Genomic DNA, 18,523 nt, shown 5'->3' with positions numbered 1-18,523 from the left:
TTGCCCTAAACTAAGGGCAGATTAGTTAAAATATTGAAAACGGTACAATTAACTAATATAATCTGGCGGGGGTGAAAAGACTTCTAAATATAAATCTAGATATCCTATTTTATTGTTGTTTCCAATTACGGAATTTTCATAAATTGAAATGAATGAAAAATCAATAAAATTTTCATTTACAAATTTTTCTTCCCCTAAGGATTTTTTACCCGATTCTTGCTCTTCTTCGTTTAAATTGGTAATAACAATAGGGTTTTCAACATCGCACAGGGTAATAATGCTTGGTGCAGTAATTGCAAAAAGCCAAAATATTAAAAGAGTTAAACGTGCGATTAATTGCATATACTAAAATAAGAAAGGTAAAGATAGTACCCAAACGGGTATAAACTGTTAACAAGGTACTAAAAATCCTTTAAGAATCTTATATCATCTTGCGGTAACCAACCCGTTTTACCGTCCGTTAGTTTAATTTTTTTCCAGTCTTCCAATTGGTCTAGAACATTCACCTTTGTACCGGCATGTATTACAAAAACTTCAGCGCTGGTGGTATTGGGTTCCGCTTTAACGGTACTCTCTTCTGCAAAAACAATTGCTGGTTGGTCTTTGTCAAAATCAGCTCTTTGCACGTAAGCAAACAATACCGAAATTATACAGAAAAACAGTGCGAGTAAACTACCAATAAACGTAAATCTTTTTCTAGTTGAATAGTTGGAATAATAGAATAAAATATAAAGTAGTACAAAAAGGATCATGAAGGTTATTCCCAAATATGCCCATTGGTCAAAGGTTAGTTTACCGGTAACGTTTTTATAAAGTCTAGCCAAACCAGTCTCGGGCATGGTATCAATAGCGTCTATGGTCATATTTTGAGCATAGCTAAGATTGGTTTTTATTTCTTGATCATTTGGCGATAGTAGCAGGGCTTTTTCATAGAAATAGATACTTTCTGCAATCTTATTTTGTTTGTAATAAGCATTACCCAGGTTATAGTACAGGGCAGATGAATGCTTACCATTATCCAGGATATTGTTATAAAAACTTACCGCTTTCCCATAATCTCCCGCATTATATGCTTCGGTAGCCTGCTCAAACAATTGATTGTTCTGAGCGGTACACAGTAGAACCATAAATAGGCCAATAAGAGTAACTAGCTTTTTGAACATGTTTATAATTGTTTATCCATTATAGAAATTACTTCGCTCGCTTTATCATAATCTGCCTGCATCTGTACATTTGAAAAAGGACTGTACCTAGCAGCTTCGCAGTTTTTAAGTAATGCTATAAAACTATCAACAGTGGTAGGGTCTATATTTTTTTCAGTAAGTAATTCGGTAATTTTATCTTTACTGAACTCTGAGGTCTCAATTTTTAACTTGGCTTTCAGGTAATTATGAAGAGCTCTTTCTAAGGCAATATAAAAGGAGTCTTTGTTACCCAATTCTTTTCTGGCCGCAGATAAATATTTACGTGCCAATTTGTTTGCCTTTCTTATTTTATTACCTACAATATCGCCGGCCATTGCATCTCTCTTCTTTCTAAATACTATTGCAATAGGGATTAATAATAATGGGCATAACAACCAAAGGTAAAATGAGGTGGAACCAAAGAAATATGAATAACCTTTTCCGGTTAAATTAGGATTCAACTTAATAAAATTGAATTGATTTCCACTGGCGACAACCGATTGTTTTTGATTATTGGTAGAAGCAGAAGCATTGGAAGATGCGCTTAGAGGTCCTTCTAAAACATTGATTACTATTTCATCTGAGGTAAGTGTGGCATATTTACCTGTTGATGGATTAAAATAGCTAAAGTTTAAAGATGGAATAGGGTATTTTCCTCTAAATGATGGTACAATGGTATATTGGTTGCTTACCTTACCCTGCATGCCGGCTAATGTAGTTCTGACCCCTTCTGTAAATTCTGGCTCATAAACTTCTAAGGCACTTGGAAGTTCAAGTTCAGGAAGCTTAAACAGTTTAAGATTTCCTTTTCCACTAACTTCTACGGTAGCTTGCAAAGATTCAGAGGCATTTAAACTTGTTTTACTAGTAGTTACGGCAAAATCAAAATCGCCAACGGCGCCGTTAAAATTGGCGGGCTGATTATCTAATGGTAAAGGTTTCACATTAATAGTCCTATTACCGGCAGATACGGTTTTATTTGTTTGAGCGTACATACGCTGGCCAAAGAAATCTCTTCTTCCTGTGGGTACGTCTACGGTAACATCTAGGGATAAGGGTTCTATATCTAGTTTACCGGATTTTTGGGGATACAATACTACACGTTTTAATATAACATAGCGATAAGGTTTTCCCTTATATGTGCCATTTTGGGCACTTAGGGCATTCACTTTAATGTCTTGGCTCCAAAAATTATTGTAAGTAGGATTGTCCAACGGTTGATAGTTGGATACACTAATGTTAGGACTCACATACAACTTGTAAATAACCGTAATAGCTTCGTTTAAATATGGGTTGGATTTAGAGACTTCTGCAACTAAATGTAAATTTTCATCGGCTATATCATCAGCGGTCATTTGATCGTTTGGTTTGTCTACCGCGGCAGTAACTTCAACATCTTGTGCTAGTGATTTATAGGTTTCACCACCAATAACAATAGTAGCTTGTTTTATGGTAAACTTACCCCTGGCGGTAGGTGCCAATGTATATGAATATGATTTGGAATAACTTCTAACCCCGTTGATCCAAGATGAACTTATAGATTGCGACGGACCCATAATAACTTTGAAACCAGTAAAGTCCGGAGGGCTAAAATTATCGCCATCACGGTTCATGACAAAGTCTACCCTTAACCTTTCATTGATGCCAAGCTTTGGTTTGCTCAACTTCATTTCAAAAGTAACGTCATTACTGCCTTGGGCCATCATCAAAACAGATGATAGAAAAATGGTTAATACTAACCCTAGTTTAGTTATGGACTTAAAGTCTACCAATCCTTTTCGTTTTTAATTTTAGCACCTTTTACTTTCTTGGCATCAATTTTATCTTGAACCTTTTTCTCGGCATTTTGCATTGCCCTTAATAAGTTCTCAACTTGTTGCTTGGAAAGTTGGTTAGGTCTGGGTTGTTGTTGGTTCTGTTCATTTTCTCCATCACCTTGTTCAGGCTTTTTTTGCTGATCAGAATTATTGTCCCCGTCACCTTCACTATTATCGTCTTTTTTCTCTTCGTCTTGGTCCCCTTCATCACCCTTGTCACCGTCTTCACCTTGATCTTTCTTATCCTCGTTTTCTCCTTCGTCCTTTTTGTCTTGATCTTTATTCTCGTCTTGATCTTCTTTGTCCTTGTCCTTATCGTCTTGGTTCTGTTTATTTTCGTCTTGATCTTTTTTAAGAAGCTCTTTTGCCAAAGCTAGGTTATAACGGGTTTCCTCATCGGTTGGATCGTTACGCAATGCTTCTTTATATGCTTCAACAGCTTTAGCGTAATCCTTACGTTTCATGAAAACATTGCCCATATTATGGTAGGCTTTGTGTTTCTCATCTTTGGAGGTAGAGGTTTCACCAGCTTCCTTAAACCTGCTAAATGCTTCATTATACGTTTCATTATTATAATAAGCATTACCTAAATTATAGGGTGCGGCGCTATTATCTGGGCTTTTGGAAATCGCTTTTCTGTAATCTACTTCGGCGGCAATAAAATTGTCTTCTGATAAAGCCTTGTTACCATCCCAAGTTAGATTGGTAGATAACCTTAAAGCTTTTTCTTTTTCCTTCTCGTCTACCTCTTGAGCAAAAGATGAAAAGCAAACAAGAAGTAATACTAAAATTGTGCTTGTGTTATTCATTTCTTTTCTCATTGAACAAATTGAGTTTCTTTAACCAGCTTGTCTTGCGGTCCAAGATAAAAATATCTAAAAAGAGAAGCAATAGTGCCCCGCCAATAAACCATTGAAACTGATCTTTATATTCTGCGAATTGTTTGGCTTCAAATTCTTTTTTATCCATTTTCAACAATTCTTCTTTTATGAACTCTACGGCAGCATCAGTGTTAGACCCGTCAATATATTGTCCGTCACCTTCACTTGCTATATCTACTAGAACACTCTCGTTTAATTTTGTAATTACGGTTTCACCTTGACTATCTTTCTTCAGGCTTTCTAGTATACCGTTTCTTTTAATGGGTATAGGAGCTCCTTTTTCTTTACCAACACCTATAGTATAAATAATGATACCTTCATCTGCAGCATCTTCAACAGCGTCTATAGTTGATCCTTCTGAGTGATCTTCACCGTCAGAAATTATAAATAGAACCCGGTTGGTTTGTTCGGCATCATCGTAGTACGTAGTGGCCAATTCAATAGCTTGGTCAATTGCCGTACCTTGTGATGTTAGCATATCTGTATTCATACTTTGCAAAAACATCTTTGCAGCACCATAATCAGTGGTAATAGGTAGTTGCGGGTAGGCTTGACCAGCATAGGCAATTATACCTATTCTATCGCTTGCCAGTTGGTTGATAATTTCGGAGACCAAACGTTTGGCCTTCTCCAAACGATTGGGGGCAATGTCTTCTGCCAGCATACTTTTACTGACATCAACAGCAAAAACAATATCTACCCCTTCGCGTTTAACGGTTTCTAGTTTCGTGCCAATTTTAGGGTTGACCAAACCAATGATCAATAAAGCCAAGGCCAATATAAATACCACAAGTTTAATACCACCTTTATTGTATGAACGGTTAGGCGTTAGCCTTTTTAATAGATCGGTATTGGCAAATTTTTTCTGTGTTCTCTTTTTCCAAACCAGTAACAAAAGGAACAGTACCACTATCACCGGAATGATAATGAGCAAATAGAAATATATTTTTTCGTCGTACTGTATCATATTATACAAAGCTTCTAAATACCGTGTTTCTTAATATCCATTCTAACAAAAGCAACCCTAGTGCTAAAAGTGCCCAAAATCTAAATTTCTCTTCGTAACGATAATATTTAAATTCTTCTACTTCGGTTTTTTCTAACTTATTGATCTCATCGTAGATTTCTTCCAATGACTCATTGTCCGTAGCTCTAAAATATCTACCGCCCGTAGCACTTGCAATATCTTTTAGAAGATTTTCATCGATTTCTACTTGTCTCATGCCATATCTAAAAGAACCATCTGCGTTATAAGCAATAGGGGAAAGCGCATTTCCATTTGTCCCTAAGCCAATGGTATACGTTTTAATGCCAAATTCAATAGCTAGGTCTGCAGCCGTCTGCGGCTCTATAAAACCAGAATTGTTTACACCATCGGTCAATAAAATGATAATTTTACTTTTTGCCGTACTCTCTTTAAGTCGGTTTACAGAGGTTGCCAGCCCCATACCAATGGCAGTACCGTCGTCCAATTGCCCATAAGTAATTTCAGACAGCGCATTGAGCACTATAGATTTGTCTGTGGTAATAGGTGTTTTTGTGTAACCTTCACCGGCATATACAACAAGACCGATACGATCGTTTGGTCTCTCCTTTATAAAATCTGCGGCAACTTTCTTTAATGCCGATAATCTATTGGGTTTTAGATCGCGTGCCAACATACTTGAAGACACGTCTATGGCCATAACAATATCAATACCCTTTGTAGTTTTTGTTCTGGTAGAAATATCCTCGGTCTGTGGTCTTGCCAGCGCAACTATAAGGGCGCCCAAAGCCAGTAATCTTAATAAGAAAAGTGCTGGTTTAAGTTTTGGTAAAATACTGTTATGGCTAAATCCTTTGGCACTAGAAATTCGTAGTGATGCAGTTTGCTCTTTTTGTTTAAAGATATACCACACAATTGCCAATGGCAGTAATAGGAACAGCCAAAAGAAATCAGGATTTGCAAATGATATATTATCGAACATTTATGCTTCTGTTTTTACTTCTACCGATGTTAAAATACGGTCTACTATTTCTTGTGCGTATGTGTCTTCTTCTAACCAGGTGAGTATTACATATTGTTGAAAGCCTTTTCCGCCAAAAAGTAATACTGCATATTCGCCATCAATTAATTCTTCCGATCCGGGCATAGGAAACTTGCCACTACCAAAAACCTTAACACCTTTTACCCCGCTAATAGTGCTAAATTCCTTTTGTTTGGTAATGATGTTCTTAGCTCCATGACTTTCAAAATTTGATAGTATTTGTTCAATGGTCTTATCAAATTCTGGTTCTATATCTTGTTGTGCTAAAGTGATGCTGGTTGTACCAATGTTAAAAAGTGCAATTGGACTTCTATATTCAAAAGCTTGGATATCCGCTATGGCAGCTTTTGCTTCTGCCGGTAATTTTATCTTTTGGCGTACCAGTACTTGTGGGGTTTCTAATTGTATTGGCGGAAAACCATAGCTACTTTGTACCCATTCACCTTCTAAAAGCTCTTTTGTTGGGTGGCCCAGAACAGTGTCTTTTAAATAACCGAAACCAAATTTAACACCGGCAATGGTAATACCTATCAATATTACGGCTACTGCGGATATTACTGCAATTTGTATTTTTTTCTTTTTTGCCTTTCGCTCTAATTCTTCTTGGTATTCAGCTTGCTCCAGTAATTCTTCTTCTGTAGGTTCAGGTAAAGCCTCGTGTGTTTTTTCTACAATTTGCTCAACCAGTTTTCGATCTTGTTCAGCAACAGATGTAGAAGGTTTATTCTTTGCGAATTTTACTAAATCTGCCGTTTGTAAAATTTGTTGAAACTGTTTTATGGTATCATCATCTAGTTTTAATTCTCCAGCATCCTTTAGAAGTTCTAACTTTTCGATCAGTTGACCGGTGGTACTCTCTAAAGCAGTTACGTGGGCATCTTCTTCTAAGTATGAACGTACAATGGTGGTTAATTCAGAATAATATTGCTTGTATTCATCTTGAATTAAATACTTGGAGTTTTCTAACTTCTTAAGTTCAAGTAATGCCCTGTCGTATGGTGGTAACAGTGCTACTTTTTCTTCTTCGGTCAATGGTTTTTTGCGTAAGACGAACCAGTAGAAAAGTGCTCCTAAAATCAATAGGATCAAAAGACCGATAAGTAGGTATTTCCAAAAGTTATAATTACTTTTTTCTACATTGATTATTGGTTTTATGTCATACATTTTCTGATTCAGGGTATCTACAGGAACTGTAGCTACATTGATCAAAGAAGAATCGGTCATAAAACCTGTACCGTTGATGTCAATACGTTGAGAAGGTAATTTATAGGCGCCGGAATCAAATTGGGTTAATGCGTATATTTTTTGGAGCGTAAGCCGATCCTTATTTCTAGTGGTATCCGTTGCAAAGGCTTCTACGGTTTCCAATGGCGAAAATGTTTGTCCTTCAGGAAAAATTACAAAGTCTGTAGAATCTATATTTACGGTAACCTTCCATTGAACCTGCTCACCTATTTTTATAAAAGTTGTATCTATCTCAGTGGATATTCGTGGACTTTCTTGAGCGCTCATTTTAGAGCCGCATAATAGAAATACGAATACGGGTAATACACGTAAAAAGTACGATACACCTATTTTATTTGTTCTATTAGTATAACTCATTCGTATCAACCTCTTCTTTTAAAATAGCCCAATAATTTTTTCACATAACTTTCATCTACCCTACAGTCTAAAACACCGCAACCTGATTTTGTAAAAGACTCCTTGAAATACGTAACACGCTCTCTGTGAAACTCAGCATAGGCATTGCGTACTTTTTTAGACTTGGTATTCACCAATTGCAATTTGCCCGTTTCGGCATCTTCCATTTGTACCATGCCCAAGTTGGGAATAGATTCTTCACGCTCATCATAAATACGGATACCCGTGACATCATGTTTGCTACCTGTAATCTTTAAAGTTTTCTCATATCCTTCATCAATAAAATCAGAAAGCATAAAAACAATGGCTTTTTTCTTCATAACACTGCTCAAAAATTTCAGCGCTTGGGCAATGTTGGTTTTATTACTTTTAGGCTTAAACTCCAATAACTCCCTAATGATTCGCAGAACATGCGTTTTACCTTTTTTGGGCGGAATAAAAAGTTCTATTTGATCGGAGAATAATATTACACCTACCTTATCATTGTTTTGTAAGGCGCTAAAAGCTAAAGTGGCAGATATCTCCGTCACAATTTCATTTTTAAATTGATTGGTAGTACCAAATAATTCTGAACCACTAATGTCTACCATTAGCATCATAGTGAGCTCTCTTTCTTCTTCAAAGACCTTAATGTAGGGTTCGTTATAACGAGCGGTTACGTTCCAATCTATATTTCTAACATCATCTCCAAATTGATACTGCCGTACTTCACTAAACGTCATACCGCGACCCTTAAAGGTAGAGTGGTATTCCCCACCAAATATATGATCAGAAAGACGTCTTGTCTTAATCTCTATTTTACGTACTTTTTTGAGTAGCTCTTTGGTATCCATTGTAAGGTAAACAGTTTACAGTTTCCGTTTTAAGTATCATTGGTTCAGCACAAAAATAAATCAATGCATAAAAAGCACATGCTGAATAAGTTGTACTGTATTTAAGGAACCTCTATCTCGTTTACAATTTTGTTGATGATATCAACAGAAGTAATATTTTCCGCTTCGGCCTCATAGGTAATACCTATTCTATGTCTTAATACATCATGTACTACGGCACGTACATCTTCTGGCACAACATAGCCCCTTCTTTTTATAAAGGCATAACATTTGGCAGCAGTACCTAAATTGATACTACCCCTAGGAGATGCACCAAAACTGATCAAAGGCTTTAAGCTTTCTAAATTGTATTTTTCCGGATATCTGGTAGCGAAAACAAGATCAAGTATGTATTTTTCTATTTTCTCGTCCATATACACTTCACGAACGGCTTTTTGTGCACTAAGTATTTGATCTATGGAAACAACAGGATTAACCGTTTCATAGCTGCCCTTTAAATTTTGGCGCATGATCAATTGCTCCTCGTTTATTTTTGGATAGTCAATAACCGTTTTCAACATAAAACGATCCACTTGTGCTTCTGGTAATGGGTATGTACCTTCTTGCTCTACAGGGTTTTGTGTTGCCATTACTAAAAAAGGTTTGTCAAGTACAAAGGTTTCATCGCCAATGGTCACCTGCTTTTCTTGCATGGCTTCTAACAGTGCCGACTGTACTTTGGCAGGAGCACGGTTAATTTCATCTGCAAGAACAAAGTTTGCGAAAATTGGTCCTTTCTTTATTGAGAAATCATTCAGTTTCATGTTATAGATCAAGGTACCAACAACATCTGCTGGTAAAAGATCGGGTGTAAACTGAATTCTGCTAAAACTACCTTTTACAGCTTTTGATAAAGTGTTGATCGCTAATGTTTTTGCTAGCCCCGGAACACCTTCCAATAATATGTGGCCCTGTCCTAAAAGTCCAATTAATAATCGTTCAACCATATATTTTTGGCCAACGATCACTTTATTCATTTCAAGCATCAATAAATCGATAAAAGCGCTTTCTTGAGCAATTTTCTCATTTACTGCACTAATGTCAATTGAGGTATTTTCTTCCATTTAAAATATTATATTATTGATTGTTAAGGCTTCTAATTTTAACAGTTATGCAAATTGAAAATTAATTCAGTCAGTCGCTGTTAATGATAGGTTAAAAAATTGGAAAAGCCCTTATTTTTATGAACGTTTTAAGGTATTTCTTTTTAATTTCATTAAACAAAATACAATATATTGAAATATTCAAGAATAATTGCAGGAACTATGACCTGGGGCAAATGGGGAAAACAACTTTCTACTGCTGAAATGATAGCTTTAATGAACCATTGTGTTGAAAATAAGATTACTACGTTTGATCATGCCGATATTTATGGAGATTATACAAATGAGGAAGATTTTGGTAAGGCTTTTAGTAAGAGTAGTATCAAGAGAGAAGATGTTCAGCTTATAAGTAAATGCGGAATTCAATTCAACGTAAAAGAAAGAAGTAATAGGGTTAAGCACTATGATTATAATGCCAGCTACATTATTTCATCTGTAGAAAGGTCATTAAAAATGCTGCAGACAGATTATTTGGATTTACTCTTGTTGCATAGGCCAAGCCCTTTAATGGATGCTTCAGAAATTGCCGAAGCCATAGATAAACTAAAAATTGAAGGAAAGATCAAACAATTTGGAGTGTCCAATTTCTCACCTTCCCAAATACAATTGATAGAGAAAGAGATTCAGGTAGAAGCCAATCAAGTAGAATTTTCACTTTCGTCCAATGGGGTAATGAATGATGGAACATTGGATGACTGCGTAACTTTTGACAGACTAGCCATGAGCTGGAGCCCATTAGGAAGTTATTTTAGGGAAGATTCCAAGGCAAATCTTAGGATAAAAACGGTATTGGCAGACCTGACCAAAAAGTATGGCGCTACAGAAGACCAGTTGCTCTTGGCATGGATTTTAAAACACCCAAGTATTATACATCCTGTGGTTGGTACCGCAACACCACAACGGTTGAAACTAGCCATGGATGCCGTTGAAATTGACATGGAATTACAAGATTGGTTTATTTTACTTGAGGCTAATGAGGGGCACGAAGTTGCGTAATTAAAAAAGAAAATGACAAAAACAGCATTTATTACAGGCGCTACAAGCGGCATAGGAAAATCAACGGCAATTCATTTTGCCTTAAAAGGAATAAACTTGGTGTTGTGCGGTAGAAGACAAGACCGTTTAGATGCCCTTGAAAAAGAATTGGGGAAAGAAGTACAAATTCATACGTTGAATTTTGATATTAGAAGTAAGGAAGCTGTTCATGCGGCCATAGCATCTTTGCCTAGTGAATTTTCTCAAATAGATATTCTAATTAACAATGCCGGTAATGCCCATGGTTTAGATACCATACAAGATGGTAGTATAGATGATTGGGATGCCATGCTTGATATTAATGTAAAGGGTTTGCTATATGTTTCAAAGGCATTGATACCGCAAATGATAGCGCGTAAATCTGGGCATATCATCAATATTGGTTCAACTGCAGGTAAAGAAGTGTACCCAAAAGGAAATGTGTATTGCGCCAGTAAGCATGCCGTTGATGCCATTAACCAAGGTATGCGGATAGATTTAAACGGTACAGGTGTACGTGTTGGTGCCGTTAACCCTGGTTTGGTAGAAACCGAGTTCAGTAATGTAAGGTTCAAGGGAGATGAAGAAAGGGCAGATAGTGTTTACAAGGGTTTTCAACCTTTAAAACCAGAGGATATTGCCGATATTATTTACTTTGTAGTTACCAGGCCATATCATGTAAATATTGCAGATTTGGTAGTTATGCCCACCGCCCAAGCTTCTTCAACAATTGTAGATAAAACGTAGGTCATTCATATTTAGAAGTTTACATTTAAGAAAAATAGCTCAAAATGATCAATAAACGGCTTTTGGTAAAAAACTTGCTCGCACATAATGATGAGAACAGTTTTTACGATAAAAAGCGGTTCATTGCAATTGGGGAAAAGGAGGGGAAAGGCAAATTCTTAAAGCACGTATGTGCTCTGGCCAATAGCAACCCATCCAATAACTCATTTATTGTTATTGGAGTTGAAGATGAGGATAATAGTATTGTAGGTGTAGATTTTTTTGATGACAGCAAGATTCAGAATTTAGTGAACGCTTATTTGGATAATCCACCGCTGATCTCTTATGAAAACATTCCTTTTCCACATTTGCCAGAAGGTAAAGTTGTGGGCTTGGTTACCATAAAATCTATTGGAAAAATCTGCTCGCTCAGAAAAAATATTTGGAAGTATTATGGAGGTTCTGTTTTTTTTAGGGAAGGCAGTATAAGCTTGCCAAAAGTGTTTGATATTGAATTGAAAGATATTAATTCTGAAGCGGTCGCCACCATTGAGCAACACGCCAAGAATAATATTGAACTTACGTTAGACGGTGTAATTGATTTTATTAATCACCGTCACAAAGATCTAGAAAGTGATTATAAAGTTTTTAAAGAACAGTTTGTAGTCTGTTGGGCGGGTAATAAGAAGGTGGTCAATGGTGTTACCTATTATTATCGTGTTGATATAGAATTGATCAACGAACAAGTAAAACTCTTCTATTCAAATTTAGATGAGGTAACTATAACCTATGATAACGATTCTTTTTCCACAATAGAGTTTGTGCAATTGGGCTTGGGTGCAAAGCAAAAATATTACCCGTTAGAAAAGGTTGTCATTAATTTTAGTGAAAATGGTACCTATCAAATTAAAAGCAATTTGTTGTTTGATCCACCTGTACATGATAAAGAGGAATTGAAGAAAATCTATGAAAGTAACAATGCCTTGGTGATTAAGGCAAAGAAAAATGTAGAACTGACCATTGCAGAAGTAAAGCAATTAAAATATTTGGCAGATTCTTATTTGATATGTTTTTTAAACGGATTTGAAGAAGCAAAGGAGCGCATGGAAAAAGCAAGACAGATTCTAAAACCTAAGTATCCTAATATAAATGCTTCGCTCAAAGAAGCACTTCGTGTATTAAGAAAAGTTAAATATTCTTAATCCACAGTTGCTCGTAGGGTTTTAAAGGTAATTCGTTACGTATTAATTCTAATGTTTTTCCGGAAAGCAAATCAGTAGATTTTTTGCCCGTGTGAATACCTATAGAAAGTAGCCAGCCAACGTTTATCATTTCGGTGACTTCGTTAAAATTACTCAGTACCCAAATAGTTTCATTTTTATTGGTACGTTCAAAAACAAATATATGTTCATTAGGGCAACCATGTACTTTAAGGTCGTTAGTGTCGGCAAATACGCTATGCTCTTTTCGTATGCGGATCATATCTTTTAATCCGTTATAAACTATAGAGGGGGCACTTTTTATATCTTTTTCTATTTTAGAAACTACATCCCAATTTTGTATTGGTCTGTTAACCCACCTATTGTCATTTATATGCTCTTGGTTTTGCTCATAGCTATAATCATTTAAAGTGGCGATTTCATCACCAGCATAAATCATGGGTATGCCACCGTAAGTTAAAATTATGCCGTGCATCATTAGAATTTTAGCGATGGCATAGTCAATGATTTTATCATTCTTTTGCTCAAGTGCGGTTTCTAAACCTAATAAAGATGCAGCACTTCCGGTTATTCTACCATCTCCGTTTTTAGGGTTGTACATGAACATGAGCCCTTTTGCTGGCGACCAATCTAACTTTCCACAATAATAGTTAAGAATAAACTGTTTGTGTGCCGTAGGGTCATAACCCATAGCCCTTACAAAATCATCATCATAGCCAAGACCAATATCATCATGACAGCGTATGTAATTGATCCAAGTGGCATCCTCTGGTTTTGTAGGAATATCAGAAACGCTTTTTACCAATAAAGAGGCTTTTTTGGTGGCTATTGAATTCCAAAGCAACGCCATTAAAGAGGCGTTGTAGGCAACTTCACACTCATTACCGGTTAATATGCCTTCCCCAAAATACTTTATAATATTTCTAGGAGCTACAATAGCTTCCGCTAAAAGAATAACACCGGGTGCCACAACTTGTAAGCACATTCTAAAAAGGGAAATTAGGGTATGGGCTTCCGGTAAATTTTGTGACAGTGTACCTAGTTTTTTCCATAGAAAGGCAAGAGCATCAAAACGGATAACATCTACCCCCAAATTTGCAAGTCCAACTAAATTACTGAGCATTTCAATGAACACTTCTGGGTTTCTATAATTTAAATCCCATTGGTAACTATTGAAACAGGTCATTACCCATTTTTCCATTTCAGGGCAGTAGGTAAAATTACCAGGTGCAGATTGCGGAAAAATTTCGGGCATGGTTTTTTCAAACTCGTCAGGGATATGACGGTCAGGGTAAGTATAGTAATAGTTTTGATAATGAAGATCACCCTTTTTTGCTTTTTGTGCCCACTCAAATTCATCTGAAGTATGGTTAACAACAAAATCAAGCATTAAGAACATATTGTTTTTACGTGCCTTTTTGGTGAAATCCAAAAAATCTGCCTTGGTACCATACTTACTATCAATATCATGATAGCTGTTTACGGCATAACCGCCGTCATTTTCACCATCTGGCCGGGTGGTAATAGGCATTAGATGTAGAAAATTAATTCCTAGATCATCAAAATAAGGCAGTTTATCTTTAAGTCCGTTAATGTCTTTGTTAAACCTATCAACATACATTTGCATACCCACCATTTGTTCGCTTTGGTACCAATTACCAGAATTTAAACGGTCAATGTCTTGATTTTGCAGTTCTCTTGGTCGGTTTTTAAAGAGTGATTCTAAGGTGTTTAACAGCGTACTAAAAAATACTTTGTGTTCTTTCTCTTGGTATAAAGAGAAAAATTGAGTTTTAATAAGAGAAATGTTTGTAGCTAACCTCTGATCAAACAAAGATTGGATACTTCTCTTCTTTTGGACCCTAGAGGCCAACAATCTTAATAATTCCGCCTGGTTCATATTAAGAATCTAATTGTTGTAAAGTAGGTAAAGATTCTATTGCACCAAAGTTTTCTGTAGTGATGGCGCCGGCTTTATTAGCTCTGGAAACCATGTTGGTCAATAGGTTTTCGTTTGTAAGTAAGTCTTCAAAATTTGAGTATTGCGCAATTTGTTGAAGAAAGCAGCCAATGAAAGCGTCACCTGCGCCTGTAGTGTCTTTTGGGGAGACTTTTATACTAGGTATGGTCTTTTTGAATTTTTCGGTACTTAATAATGTACCTTTTCCACCAAGGGTAACAACTATAATTTTTGTTCCCATTTCATGAAAAATTTGGCAAGCATCTTCAAGGTCCTCTTTACCTGAAAGAAGTTGGGCTTCTTCAAGGCTAAATTTGCATAAATGAGATTTTTCAATAAAAGGATGGCATTTTCTAATAAATACGTCCTCTTTATTTTTCCATAGGTCAACTCTATAATTAGGGTCAAAACTGATAATGGCATTTTTGGTAAGACCATCAAAAAGATATCTGCTATAAGTTTCCTCTAACGGACCTCCCAATAAAGCTGTTGCAGCACCAAAGTGTATTATATTATTATCAAAATTTGATTTTAGTGAAGAATCATAGGTAAGCTCTTTATCTGCACCACGGCTAAACACAAAATCTCTTTCACCATCTTCGGCAATAGAAACAAAAGCTAGAGTAGTAAAGGTATCGCTTTTCTGTGCTAACGAAATATCTACTTTTTCATTTTCAAGAATACGCAATAGAAAAGACCCAAATGGATCATTGCCAACTGCACCAACAAAGAAGCTATCACCACCAAGCTTACTAATAGCACAAGCTACATTGGCAGGTGCACCACCTGCTTTTTTGGAAAATTCTTTTGCTTTTGATAAATCTTTGCCTTGGTTCTCGGCAACAAAATCAATCAGTAATTCTCCAATACAAAAAACCTTTTTCATAGTACAAAAAGAAAATTAGGAGGTCTAAGTTAAATAGAAATGGTCGCTTCATCCTAAATAATCTTAAATAAATATTAAATTATGGTTGTGTACGGTTTATTTTTATGATTTATTACCCAAGGTATTTTGGGTCTGTTGCCTAATTGCATATCTTGAATTGCACATTTTTAAAACACAAACCGACTATGAGCATATTTGATGAAATTAAGAAAAAACTAAGTCATGAATTTATTGACATAGTAGAATGGTTAGATACTAGCAATGATACCATTGTACATAGATTTGAGCGTTATCAAAACGAAATTAAGAATAACGCAAAACTGATCGTAAGGGAAGGGCAAACCGCAGTTTTTATTAATGAAGGGCAGTTGGCAGATGTTTTTAAACCTGGTACTTACACACTAAACACCCAAAACCTACCTATTCTTACAACGTTAAAAGGATGGAAATACGGATTTGATAGTCCGTTCAAGGCAGAGGTATATTTCGTAAATACCCGTTTGTTTACAGATGAGAAATGGGGAACTAAAAATCCGTTCATGCTTAGTGATGACCGGTTTGGTCTGGTAGAAATACGTGCTTTTGGTACTTATAGTTTTAGAATAAATGATCCAGGTAAGTTTGTAGTAGATGTAGTGGGTACCGATGGTAATTTTACCAATTATGAAGTAAACGAACATTTAAAAAGTTTAATTGTTACCCGGTTTACAGATACTGTTGGTGAAGCCAATTTGCCTATAGAGTTATATGCGGCCAATACCAGTGAACTTTCTGAAACTTGCCAAGAGGTTATGCAACCTGAGTTCAATAGGGTAGGTATAGAATTAGAGCGATTCTACATTGAGAATGTGTCTATGCCAGAAGAACTTAAAAAGGAAATTTTTGAGTACAGCCGTTTAGATAAATTGGACATGGGTAAGCTGGCACAGTTCAAAGCGGCCAAGGCTATGGAGCTGGCAGCAAAGAACGAAGGCGGTACAGCAGGTGCTGGCATGGGCATGGGCATGGGTTTTGTGCTGGCACAGCAAATGGGTGGTCTTATGGGACAACCGGCAGCACAGCCAATTGGTGGTCAAGCAGTACAACAACCACAGGCGCCACCACCAATACCAGTACAGGTTAGTTATTTCTATGCTGTAAACGGTCAGCAGTTGGGCCCTGTTTCTTTTGAGAAATTAAAGGAGCTCTTTGCAAGCAGATCCATTAATAGAGACTCCTTAATTTGGAAACAAGGAATGGAAAATTGGGCGGCACTTAAAGAAATTGAGGAGTTAAAGTCTTTCTTGGGTGGTAATACACCACCACCTTTACCACCGGTCTAAAAAATGTAAAAATATTACTGGACAATCTTTCTTTTTTAGATAAGGTATACTCTCTATGGACGATATTCAACAATCGGAATATAAAAAAGCGTGCGCCAATTGTGGGGCAGAACTTAAATTTAAGCCAGGTTCCCATCAACTTACCTGCGAATATTGTGGTTATGAAGAATTTATTGAACAATCTAAGAGCAGTTTTGAAGAACTAGAACTAGAGCACTACTTAAAAATTGTTGGTGAAAATGCTTATACCGACACCATTGAGTTATTGCATTGTAAAAATTGTGGGGCAAACCAGCATGTAGAGGAAAACTATAAATCATTAAATTGTGTGTACTGTAGTGAACCTTTAATACGGGAAGACGTTGAAAAAGAAGGTTGGATCTTGCCCGGTGCCTTGGTACCGTTTGAATTGGATGCAAAGAAGGCACAATCTATTTTTAAATTTTGGGTAGGCAAAATTTGGTTTGCACCGGATAATTTGAAAAAAGCAGCATTAGATCCAGAAGGTTTGCATGGTCTTTATATTCCTTACTGGACTTTTGATGCCAATCTTTTTGCGTCTTATCAAGGGCAAAGAGGAGATTATTATTACGAAAATCAGACCTATAATAGTGATAAGGGAAAAAGAACTAGAAGGGTTCGTAAAACAAGATGGACGTATGCTTCTGGTAAAGTAGATGGGTTCGTTGATGACATCTTGATCAGTGCATCGGAAAAAAAGAGAAAAGAAATACCGTCAAAGGTTGCTTTTTGGAACCTAAAGGATTTAGTGGTATTCAACTCCAAATATTTATCGGGGTTTGTAACAGAGAAATATACCGTTTCATTAAAAGAAGGTCATCATAAGTCTTTTCAAGAAGCCAAAAATATAGCCTATAACTGGATCAGAAGAGACATTGGTGGCGATACCCAACGAGTGGCAAATGCCGACATTAAATTATCTAACGAGAAATTTAAACATATTCTGCTTCCTGTTTATATAAGCTCCTACAGATATGAGGGAAAGGAATATAACTTTTATATAAATGGACAAACCGGGGTGCTTAGCGGAAATAGGCCATATTCATTCTGGAAAATCTTCTTTTTAGTACTTTTTATACTTGTCATAATCACCATAATTGCGATTTTTGCTAAATGAATATAAATAGAACACTGGTTGTAGGTGACATTCATTCGGGCTTACAAGCGTTAAAACAAGTGCTTAGTAAAGCAGCTGTAACAGAACACGATACTATAATATTTTTAGGGGACTATATAGATGGATGGAGTGAAGCGGTAGAAACTATTGATTACCTTCTAGAATTAAAGAATAAATACAATTGCATATACCTAAGGGGCAATCATGATGAACTTTGCTATGAATGGTTGACAGGTAAAGCGGATAACCCAACTTGGTTTATGCATGGTGGTGAAGCTACTTCCAATTCTTACGCCAATATTTCTAGCAAGGATAAAGAGATTCATCTCAATTTTTATGAAAGTCTAGAGAATTATCACTTAGATACCGAAAATAGGTTGTTTTTACATGCAGGATTTACTAACTTAAAAGGAATTGAGCATGAATATTTTACAAAAACGTTTTACTGGGACCGTACCTTATGGGAGCTAGCTCTTTCTCTGAACAAAAATTTAGAAGAAGATCATATACATTACCCAAAACGACTAAAGAACTATTCTGAGATCTATATTGGTCATACGCCAGTAACAAGAATTGGTAAAACTACACCGCAAAAAGCGGCCAATGTTTGGAATATTGACACAGGTGCAGCTTTCAAAGGACCTTTGACCATTTTCAATGCAGATTCAAAAGAATACTGGCAAAGCGATCCCGTACATACGTTTTACCCTAATGAAAAGGGTAGAAACTAAG

At 36.3% G+C, this 18,523-nt stretch carries 17 protein-coding genes; 6 read left to right on the top strand and 11 right to left on the bottom strand.

The genetic code is table 11. The annotated features are described in order from the left end of the window. Positions 1–48: 48 nt before the first annotated feature. From YQ22_RS07185 to YQ22_RS07145, 9 genes are all read right to left on the bottom strand, one after another. Complete coding sequence (locus tag YQ22_RS07185; RefSeq protein ID WP_058104762.1) at positions 49–342, bottom strand: hypothetical protein; 294 nt, start codon at positions 340–342, stop codon at positions 49–51. A gap of 59 nt (positions 343–401) precedes the next feature. Then, a complete protein-coding gene (locus YQ22_RS07180; RefSeq protein WP_071340643.1) occupies positions 402–1,163 on the bottom strand; it encodes a tetratricopeptide repeat protein in 762 nt (253 codons plus the stop codon). A gap of 2 nt (positions 1,164–1,165) precedes the next feature. After that, positions 1,166–2,890, bottom strand: a complete 1,725-nt coding sequence (locus tag YQ22_RS07175; protein ID WP_071340642.1) for a BatD family protein — start codon at positions 2,888–2,890, stop codon at positions 1,166–1,168. A gap of 59 nt (positions 2,891–2,949) precedes the next feature. Beyond that, entirely contained in the window at positions 2,950–3,822 is an 873-nt protein-coding gene (locus tag YQ22_RS07170; RefSeq protein ID WP_071340641.1) for a tetratricopeptide repeat protein, read from the bottom strand. Continuing rightward, positions 3,803–4,849, bottom strand: a complete 1,047-nt coding sequence (locus YQ22_RS07165) for a VWA domain-containing protein (RefSeq protein WP_058104766.1) — start codon at positions 4,847–4,849, stop codon at positions 3,803–3,805. The genes YQ22_RS07170 and YQ22_RS07165 overlap by 20 nt, the downstream gene beginning before the upstream one ends. A gap of 1 nt (position 4,850) precedes the next feature. Beyond that, the gene (locus tag YQ22_RS07160) at positions 4,851–5,849 is read right to left on the bottom strand and encodes a vWA domain-containing protein (protein ID WP_071340640.1); all 999 of its coding nucleotides are present in this window, start codon (positions 5,847–5,849) and stop codon (positions 4,851–4,853) included. After that, the gene (locus YQ22_RS07155) at positions 5,850–7,511 is read right to left on the bottom strand and encodes a hypothetical protein (RefSeq protein WP_071340639.1); all 1,662 of its coding nucleotides are present in this window, start codon (positions 7,509–7,511) and stop codon (positions 5,850–5,852) included. It abuts the gene before it with no gap. Between the two features lie 5 nt (positions 7,512–7,516). Continuing rightward, positions 7,517–8,383, bottom strand: coding sequence for a DUF58 domain-containing protein (locus YQ22_RS07150; protein WP_071340638.1), 867 nt, complete (start codon positions 8,381–8,383; stop codon positions 7,517–7,519). A gap of 101 nt (positions 8,384–8,484) precedes the next feature. Next, positions 8,485–9,486 carry an AAA family ATPase gene (locus YQ22_RS07145; RefSeq protein WP_058104770.1) on the bottom strand — a complete coding sequence of 334 codons (1,002 nt, stop codon included), beginning with the start codon at positions 9,484–9,486 and terminating at the stop codon, positions 8,485–8,487. A 171-nt stretch (positions 9,487–9,657) separates the two neighbouring features. Here YQ22_RS07145 and YQ22_RS07140 point away from each other — a divergent pair, with 171 nt between their 5' ends. The 3 genes from YQ22_RS07140 to YQ22_RS07130 are packed head-to-tail and all read left to right on the top strand — an operon-like array spanning position 9,658 to position 12,467. Then, positions 9,658–10,521, top strand: a complete 864-nt coding sequence (locus YQ22_RS07140) for an aldo/keto reductase (RefSeq protein ID WP_083414209.1) — start codon at positions 9,658–9,660, stop codon at positions 10,519–10,521. 12 nt (positions 10,522–10,533) lie between these two features. Next, positions 10,534–11,286, top strand: coding sequence for an SDR family NAD(P)-dependent oxidoreductase (locus YQ22_RS07135; RefSeq protein WP_071340636.1), 753 nt, complete (start codon positions 10,534–10,536; stop codon positions 11,284–11,286). Positions 11,287–11,330: 44 nt separating this feature from the next. Next, positions 11,331–12,467, top strand: a complete 1,137-nt coding sequence (locus tag YQ22_RS07130) for an ATP-binding protein (RefSeq protein ID WP_071340635.1) — start codon at positions 11,331–11,333, stop codon at positions 12,465–12,467. Here YQ22_RS07130 and YQ22_RS07125 read toward each other — a convergent pair. Together YQ22_RS07125 and YQ22_RS07120 are read right to left on the bottom strand one after the other, a co-directional pair. Next, complete coding sequence (locus YQ22_RS07125; RefSeq protein ID WP_071340634.1) at positions 12,454–14,385, bottom strand: amylosucrase; 1,932 nt, start codon at positions 14,383–14,385, stop codon at positions 12,454–12,456. The two genes, YQ22_RS07130 and YQ22_RS07125, sit on opposite strands and share 14 nt — an antisense overlap. A gap of 1 nt (position 14,386) precedes the next feature. Beyond that, the gene (locus YQ22_RS07120) at positions 14,387–15,331 is read right to left on the bottom strand and encodes a carbohydrate kinase family protein (protein WP_071340633.1); all 945 of its coding nucleotides are present in this window, start codon (positions 15,329–15,331) and stop codon (positions 14,387–14,389) included. A gap of 185 nt (positions 15,332–15,516) precedes the next feature. Between YQ22_RS07120 and YQ22_RS07115 the strand changes: the two genes are divergently transcribed. From YQ22_RS07115 to YQ22_RS07105, 3 genes are read left to right on the top strand one after another with little or no spacing between them, the layout of a single operon-like run. Next, positions 15,517–16,653, top strand: coding sequence for an SPFH domain-containing protein (locus YQ22_RS07115; protein ID WP_071340632.1), 1,137 nt, complete (start codon positions 15,517–15,519; stop codon positions 16,651–16,653). 55 nt (positions 16,654–16,708) lie between these two features. Next, positions 16,709–17,791, top strand: a complete 1,083-nt coding sequence (locus YQ22_RS07110) for a DNA helicase PriA (protein ID WP_071340631.1) — start codon at positions 16,709–16,711, stop codon at positions 17,789–17,791. Next, positions 17,788–18,522, top strand: coding sequence for a metallophosphoesterase family protein (locus YQ22_RS07105; RefSeq protein ID WP_071340630.1), 735 nt, complete (start codon positions 17,788–17,790; stop codon positions 18,520–18,522). Before YQ22_RS07110 ends, YQ22_RS07105 begins: the two co-directional genes overlap by 4 nt. Position 18,523 lies beyond the last annotated feature (1 nt).

The sequence above is a fragment of the Maribacter sp. 1_2014MBL_MicDiv genome (genome assembly GCF_001865655.1).
In the GTDB taxonomy this organism is placed as follows: domain Bacteria; phylum Bacteroidota; class Bacteroidia; order Flavobacteriales; family Flavobacteriaceae; genus Maribacter; species Maribacter dokdonensis.
Note: the sequence above shows the minus strand (reverse complement) of the source record. Positions and strands in the feature narration are given on the sequence as shown.